Raw genomic sequence first — 7,414 nt, 5'->3', positions numbered from 1 at the left:
AAGGGCTTTTGCCAGTTCCTCCATTTCCTTTCGTGCCAAATCGTCACAGCCGGCCAGCGACTCCAGGTGATGCTGCATTTCATGCAGCACCGTATCTACAATCTCAGCTTCCCAGCACTCTTCAGATTCATCTTCCAGCAGTTCCACAAAAGACCCATAATAAAACATTATAAAACAGCCGCCGATGCCGTCTTCAATGTACTCACCCAATATGTAGTACTCGCCTTCACGCTTTTTGCCCTTCCGCAAGTTAAAACCGCCGGTCAAGTCCCGGAGGAAACGGGACGGGATGCGGTCTACGGCTTGATCGAGCATGTCCGCGAACTGGTCAAAAGATGGTTTACCCATTGTTATTCCTCCGCAGTTTTGTCACTCCAAATTTCAGGGGACGGATATAGGTTAACCGGTCCAGACGCCGTTTCAACTCATTGTATCTCATGTTTTCCACTCCTGACAACTCTCAGGGTAATTTCAAATTAAATTCAGCTCATAACTGAAATCTCCCCGGTAGTTGCCGGCCCCTGCGGCTGCCTTCTTATTTATACTGCTCTGGCTGCTGCCGTAAAGGAAGCCGTAATCAGTTATCAGGGCGTCACCGTCCGAGGCGATATTACCTTGCAGGCTTGCTGGACGCTAATATCAAAAGAGAGTTTATAGAAAATAAGCACAAGCAGCCAACCCGTATATTCGGATCGTTTGCTTATGCTTTTTATTGTACCAATGGGAAGTTGCACTATATCCAAAAAGTAAACAAGAACGTCCCTTTGCTTCCGAAATCTCTCTTAGGCAGTATGATCTTTATTATCCATCTCATTGGTTGCTTTTTCCCAGAAATTTAAAAGATTAATATTCCACAAAGCATGAACTGTAATAGACGGAATTATACTGCCTGTAATTATATACAGCAATCCCATGACCGCGCCAAAATAAGATGTAAACACGACTCCCAATAAACCCTGGTATAAATGAGCAATGCCAAAAAACACTGAAGTGATTACCAGGATCAAACCTAAAGATAAATCGGGAAAGTAATGATGGAGATAGAAAAAAAGAAAAGCACGGTTACATAACTCTTCCTCTGTACCAATAAAAAGACTGTAAATCACCCAGGTACGCCTTTCTTTTATGGTCCTTGGAATAAAAAAGTAATTCTTAGATAATTTACCCTCTTTTGTTACTGGTATAAATACAAGGACTAAGCCGGCAACTACAAAACCTACAACAAAACGAACTTCCAGAGGCAGGTTAACTCCGGCAGTTTGAAATGAACCCGGGAAAAGCAAAGGTATTAAAAGAATAGCTGCGATTCTAAGCGCCTTTCTTAAAATACCATGATAATAGTATCTAATTTTAAGTTCATAACATTCCGTTATCCTATGTTTCGCCTTTTTGTATTTAATGAATCTAAATACAAAATCATATAATATCCAGCTTAACAACAGATGCGGAAGTATAAAAGTAATTTGCAACAATTTGGTTATCTCCTGTTACTTAATGTGTATAACATTTTTACGGTAACTGATTTATTATTATTTTTTGTGTATTACCATCCCAATTAACCTGGCAGCCCAGGTTCTCTGATATGAACCTTAACGGCAGCATTGTTCTTTCATTAATAATCTGTGGTGATACATCCATCGATTTTTCAGTACCATTTACCCGGGTTGAATTCTTCCCAATCCAGAGCTCTATAACATCGCCATTTAGCTGAATAGATACCTTTTCTTCCGGTTCATCCCAGCTAACACCTCCGCCTAATTTCTCAATAACTGCCCGGACAGGCATAAGCGTTCTGTCTTCAATAATAACCGGCACAGTTCCCCTGCCCGGGTCTATCTCTTCGTATACTCCATTTACAAACATATCACTCTTACCAACCCAAAGAATGATCTCCTGGCCTTTTTCCGGTGAATTTTCGGGTGTTTGCATATCACCGCCGCTTATTTTCCCGGAGCGGATGGTCAGACCTCCATACCCATAAGCTATGAATGCGTCTTTCCCGTAAGACAACCCGCCTAGCAATTCATTAGCGCCTGATTTTCGGCTGGTCCAGTTCACACCATCCTGTGAGGTCAGGATCGTACCAGCTTCCCCCACCACCACAAAGTAACCGCCGGCATAAGCAACTTCGCTTAGGTGCATAATAGTGCCTGTCTTTTGCACTGTCCAGTTAGTTCCATCCGGGGAGGTAATAATTGTGCCGTTTTCACCAACAGCGACAAATACGCTGTTGCCGTAAGCTATTCCGGTTAGCCATTCTTTTGTGCCTGCTGCCCGGCTGGTCCAGTTAAAACCGTCCGGGGAAGTCAGTACCGTACCTTTCCCAACGGCCGCAAAGCTATTTTCAGCATAGATGACATCACCCAAGGGATTTGTTGTCCCGGATATCTGGCTGGCCCAACCTGTACCGTCAGCAGAAGTGAGGATTACGCCGTTATTACCTACCGACACGAAAGTACCATTGCCATATGCTGTCCCATGCAGATAACTTTTAGTTCCTGTCGTTTGATTTGTCCAGTTCAAGCCGTCCGGAGAGGTCAAGAGAACGCCAAAATCTCCTGTAGCTACGAAAATACCGCCGCAGTAATCTATACCGAAGAGGTGGGTTGCGGCTCCGGTCACACGCCTGGTCCAGCGCACACCGTCAGGGGAGGTCAGGATCTTGTCTCCAAACTCAGTGGCCACAAATATACCTTTACCATATGTTGAATTATTTAATGTGCATTTAGTATCCGATATGATGCTTTCCCATTTTGATGCGTCTTTGGAAGCAAAAATCATGCCGCCTTTCATGTCCTGACTGCCAACTGCAACGCAGGCGCCGCTGCCGTAAGCAACTGCGCTGATGATACTGCTTTCGTAGGCTTTCCAGTTATCCATTCTTATCGCAGAGTTTGTAGTTTGCCTGGTCCAGTTGATGCAATCACGGGAGGTCATTATTATACCTTTATCGTCAAATTGTATATATCCCACTGCTATAAAAGAATCGTTGCAAAAGCTAACTCCCTTGAATGAAATTGATATGTCCTGCCTTTGGCCTGTCCAGTTCAATCCGTCAACAGAGGTCAGTATTATACCATGCTCCCCCGCTGCAACAAAAGTGCCGCTGCCATAAGCTATACCAAACAAACTGGTTGCGACACCAGATGGACTGCTTGACCACTTTATACTATCCGGGGAGGTCAGGATTACTCCATCCATCCCTACAGCCACAAAGGAGCCATTGCCGCAAGTTATCCCTAAGAGTTGACTGGAAGCACCAGATTCCCGTATAGTCCAGTTAATACCGTCCGGAGAGGTCAGGATCGTGCCTCCGCCAAGACCATACAATTCACCACCCACTGCTACGAATGCTCCGTTACCGTAAGTTATTTCATTGAGCCAATAGTCAGTCCCTGAATCCTGAAACGTCCAGTTAATGCCGTCCGGAGAAGTCAGGATCGTGCCGTAAGGTCCAACCGCCACAAAGGCTCCGTTCCCGTAGGCTATCCCTGTGAGAAAAATTGCAACAGGTGATTCTCGTATGGTCCAGTTGAAACCGTCAGGGGAGGTCAGGATATTGTCACCCCCAACCGCCACGAAAGCCCCATTGCCGTAAGTTACAGCTTCGAGCACGTCGGTCTGAAAGTTAACCTGATTCCAGGTATCCAGAGGATCGTCACTTGCCAGGGCAGAAAACTGTATTCCCAATGTGAAAATAATTACAAATAGCAAAAATAATATATGTGCCTTTCTCAAAATTACATACCTCCCCCGAGTTTTTCAAAATGTTCTTTATGACGCTTATAATTATTATTAAGAAATCATATTGTAATTTTAACACGTCACTTTTAGCCAAATGTGTCGATATTTGTCTATTTTATAAAATAATAAATATTACACCTGATTAAATCCATTTAACGATTTTCAAATTATATAATACTGAAATGATGTTTTAATAAAGTAATAGCGCCAAAGTATGTTCTGGCGCTACGCTTGTTTATTTTGTAGGCAATAACTCGCATGGGCATATCATGGCGCCCTTCTGCTAATTACCACATCTACAGGATTACCCATCCCAGCACAAGAGAACCCCTGACCATTGGCCTGCCCATCAGACCACAAGATGCCCCTTCTTTTCAGAAACACTTATATTTGCTTCGATTCCCGAGTTAAACTGGAGAAAATCACTCTCTATTCCGTCACTGAAAATCACTCCATTTTCCGGCATCTGGGAAAGTATCTTCAAGGGATTGTCCACGGTGATTTTCCCAAATATCAAATTTGTTTTGGAGATCTTACTGGGAAAGGGTTCCCGCACAGAGAAATACAATTGCCGTGCTCCCCACTCCAGTTCCCTCTCCGGGGAAGCACTGATCTTCATACCAGAAGCCTGGCTGGCGATATTGGCCGCGCCGGTCAGGACGCTTTTCAACCACCCGCTGGAACCAAGGCCGGTGGAAACGATGATACCGCTGGATGATTGATACTCCTCCTGTTTACCCAGGCGAAGATGATAACGCGATGAAACATGGGTTTTCTGGCCGATGAATAGATCGTTCACCGCATGGATCTCCTGCCCGTCATTCAGGGAAGCTTTGGCCATGGTCACCTCTTTCACCGGCCTCTTACATCTCAGCACCTCCGGGATGAGCTGCCCCAGGTCGGAAACCTTAAAGGGCAGCAGTACTCCATCCCAGCGCGCCGGGTCCGGGTTAACCCCGATCAAAAGCTGAACTGTCAAATATTTCAGGGTGTTTGCCACCAAACCGTCTTGTCCCACCACAACCACAATATCCTCCTGGCCAAAAATGAAGTTGGGTACGTATTCCCGGTCAAGCATCTGCACCCGGCCCAGGGACCCCAGGGTGCTGCAAGCCTGGAGAATCGCTTGTTTATAAGTCTCGTCTTCAAGAACATAATCGCTGAAATCAGCACCCATGTGCTCGATATAGAACCTGGCCTGCTCCATGGTATTGTAACGGGCAATCAATTCCTCCAGGCGGCTTTTCCTTTTTACCAGAATAATCTTATTCTCGCTAAGCCTGTTCATAAGCGTATGAGCCTTTCATAATTTCCTGCATCAGATCGGGGGTAATATTCAGCTGCCCGATTTTTTCAGCTTTTTCCGCCAACCCCTGGAAAGCCATGGCTATCAACTGTCCGGGATTCATGCCCATGCTGGCCAGGGATTGTATCACCTGGGGCTTAATCTCTTCCAGAGCTTTCATCACCGCTGAAAGTTCATAGGCTTTGGCATCGGCTTCCGCTTTGCTGTTTTCCACCGCAATTTCGATCAGGTCTTTCTTCTTTTCCTCCAGGGAGATATCAGAAGCCATCTGCTCTTCTTTTAGCTGGTTCTGCTTTATCTGTACGGCCCTTTCCGCCTCCAACTGGGTCTCCCGTACCTGTCTTTTCTTGTTTTCCACGGCTATTTCAGTATTAAACTCGTTTTCCTTGATCCGTCTTTCCTGTTCAATAGAAGCATTGCGCCTTTCATACAAGGCATCATCCGCCTTCTTGAGAATCTGCTCCCGGACCTCGGCCTCTAACGCCCGGGCGGTTTCCTTGTTGGGTTGGACCGCCAGGATGGACAGCCCCAGGATTTCGATCCCCAGCAATTGAGTCTCCTCATTTTCTTTCAACTCGGCCAGAACGTTGTGGGCAAGCATTTCACTGGATTTTACCGCTGCCACCAGAGGCAGGCTTTCCAGGTTTTTCTTGCCTAAAACCTTAACGATATTGATAATTCTTTGGGGAAGTTTTTGGGGATCTTCGGATACATAGCCTTTTCCCGTGGCATTCAGGGTATAGTTGAGCAGCCCGGCTATCTTTTTATAATCCACAATCCTGAAAGTCACTTGCCCCTGAACTATCACCGTCTGAAAATCCGATGTCAACTCCTCGAAGATAAAGGGCGCGTCAACGCTGCCGACAGGGACCACGACCAGTGAGGTAGCCGGCGCATAGTAGTAAAAAGACAGTCCGGCTCCTTCCTTAACAATCCTGCCATTCCGGTACTTCAACACATATTCGGCCGGTTGAAACTTGATAAAACGCAAACCCAACATCGCTAACACTCCTCTCATTTTTGAAAATGGATTATACTTATAAATGCATCCTTAGACTCGTTCGGGATTAAAGCGGAACAACTTGGAGGGCCGGTGGCCCGCGTCCTTGGTATACTGGTTGGTTTCCAGCACCTGACCGGCGATCTTCCTCCGGAAATTGGCTTTCAACATTTCACTGTCCAGGATGATCTCATAAACCTGCTGCAGTTCGGTTAGCGTAAACAACTCGGGCATCAGGTTAAAGGCAATGTCAGTGTACTCAATCTTGTTGCGCAGCCGTTCAATACCATAATGAATTATTTTGGCGTGGTCAAAGGCAATGCCCTGAGACTCCACTACCGATCTTTCTATTTTTGAAACTCTTCCTTCCACCCTCTTTATGATCTTCACAATAGCAGTCAGGTTTTCATCTTCGTGGTTAAGAGTGAGCTCGAACCATTGTTCCAGAATATATCCCCGTTCGCTATGGCTCTTTTTCTCCTGGAACAGCTTGCAATGTACGGTAAACCACCTGACTTCAGCAGCATCATCGCTGGCCTGAAGTTCCAGCTTGGAGCTGTCCACCAGGGACATATATGAAACACTGACCACCCGGGTGCGCGGATCTCTGTTCACTTCTCCCCAGGTATAGAGCTGCTCCATGTAAATATTGTCAACGCCGGTTTCTCCTTTCAACTCGCGCCGCACAGCTTCCTCCAGGTCTTCGTCCGCTTTCACAAAGCCTCCCGGAAGCGCCCATTGACCTATGTAGGGGTGGTCTGCCCTTCTAATCAGCAAAATCTGCAGGGCCTTTTCAGGCAGCTTGCGGTAATTGGACTTTTCTTCGTCCCGTATGGTGAACACCAGCATATCGACGCTTAAGGAAGGGCGCTCGTACTGGCTTACATCATAGCTGGACAAAAACTGCTCTTCATTCAACCCCTGCTTGTTGGTCAAATTAACTTTGCTCATTACAAACCTCCTCTTCGTGATATTATATTGGTGTTATTATCATTATGTTAGTAACATAATATTACTATCTATTTTTCCTGTCAATACCATTTTTAAAATTTTTTTAAAACATAACAGGTTTGCTTAAGGTCTCGTCCTTTTATTCAACTGCTTACCAAATTATGTAACAATGCTGTAATACCTAACATATTCTACATACAAAACCATATATATGGAGGCTGTTTTAATGAGCGAACAATTTACTGCCCTGTCACAGGCGTGTGAAACCATCTGTATCGAAGTGCCCAAAGTCTATGATTTCTGTTTTGAGCGCGATACCCGCGAAAACGTCTGTACTCCCCTGGGCAAATGCAGTCCTCCGCAGGGCGCCGCGGTAAGGTGCACCATCAACTCCGCCACCTGCAGCGAAGTAA

Annotated in this window: 7 protein-coding genes; 1 reads left to right on the top strand and 6 read right to left on the bottom strand. The window is 45.7% G+C overall.

The annotated features are described in order from the left end of the window. The 6 genes from NC238_01715 to NC238_01690 all read right to left on the bottom strand — a co-directional run. Positions 1–348: metallopeptidase family protein (locus NC238_01715; GenBank protein MCM1564673.1), on the bottom strand; the 348-nt coding region annotated here is incomplete at its 3' end. Between the two features lie 434 nt (positions 349–782). Beyond that, a complete protein-coding gene (locus NC238_01710) occupies positions 783–1,472 on the bottom strand; it encodes a CPBP family intramembrane metalloprotease (protein ID MCM1564672.1) in 690 nt (229 codons plus the stop codon). A 37-nt stretch (positions 1,473–1,509) separates the two neighbouring features. After that, positions 1,510–3,738 (bottom strand): copper amine oxidase N-terminal domain-containing protein, encoded by a 2,229-nt coding sequence (locus NC238_01705; GenBank protein ID MCM1564671.1) that lies wholly within the window; start codon positions 3,736–3,738, stop codon positions 1,510–1,512. A 355-nt stretch (positions 3,739–4,093) separates the two neighbouring features. Continuing rightward, positions 4,094–5,032: a sugar kinase gene (locus NC238_01700; protein MCM1564670.1), complete on the bottom strand. Its 939-nt coding sequence runs from the start codon at positions 5,030–5,032 to the stop codon at positions 4,094–4,096. After that, the gene (locus tag NC238_01695) at positions 5,019–6,050 is read right to left on the bottom strand and encodes an SPFH domain-containing protein (protein MCM1564669.1); all 1,032 of its coding nucleotides are present in this window, start codon (positions 6,048–6,050) and stop codon (positions 5,019–5,021) included. Before NC238_01695 ends, NC238_01700 begins: the two co-directional genes overlap by 14 nt. Before the next feature lie 51 nt (positions 6,051–6,101). Beyond that, the gene (locus NC238_01690) at positions 6,102–7,001 is read right to left on the bottom strand and encodes an NUDIX hydrolase (protein MCM1564668.1); all 900 of its coding nucleotides are present in this window, start codon (positions 6,999–7,001) and stop codon (positions 6,102–6,104) included. Positions 7,002–7,227: 226 nt separating this feature from the next. Between NC238_01690 and NC238_01685 the strand changes: the two genes are divergently transcribed. Further along, positions 7,228–7,414: hypothetical protein (locus NC238_01685; protein ID MCM1564667.1), on the top strand; the 187-nt coding region annotated here is incomplete at its 3' end.

The organism is Dehalobacter sp., from assembly GCA_023667845.1.
Taxonomy (GTDB): domain Bacteria; phylum Bacillota; class Desulfitobacteriia; order Desulfitobacteriales; family Syntrophobotulaceae; genus Dehalobacter.
The sequence above is the reverse complement of the archived record's forward strand: the minus strand, read 5'-3'. Positions and strand labels throughout refer to the sequence as shown.

Excerpts from the sequence above, each read along its gene's own strand:
- NC238_01700 (MCM1564670.1), bottom strand. The coding sequence starts at position 5,032 with ATGAACAGGCTTAGCGAGAATAAGATTATTCTGGTAAAAAGGAAAAGC.
- NC238_01695 (MCM1564669.1), bottom strand. The coding sequence starts at position 6,050 with ATGTTGGGTTTGCGTTTTATCAAGTTTCAACCGGCCGAATATGTGTTG.
- NC238_01690 (MCM1564668.1), bottom strand. The coding sequence starts at position 7,001 with ATGAGCAAAGTTAATTTGACCAACAAGCAGGGGTTGAATGAAGAGCAG.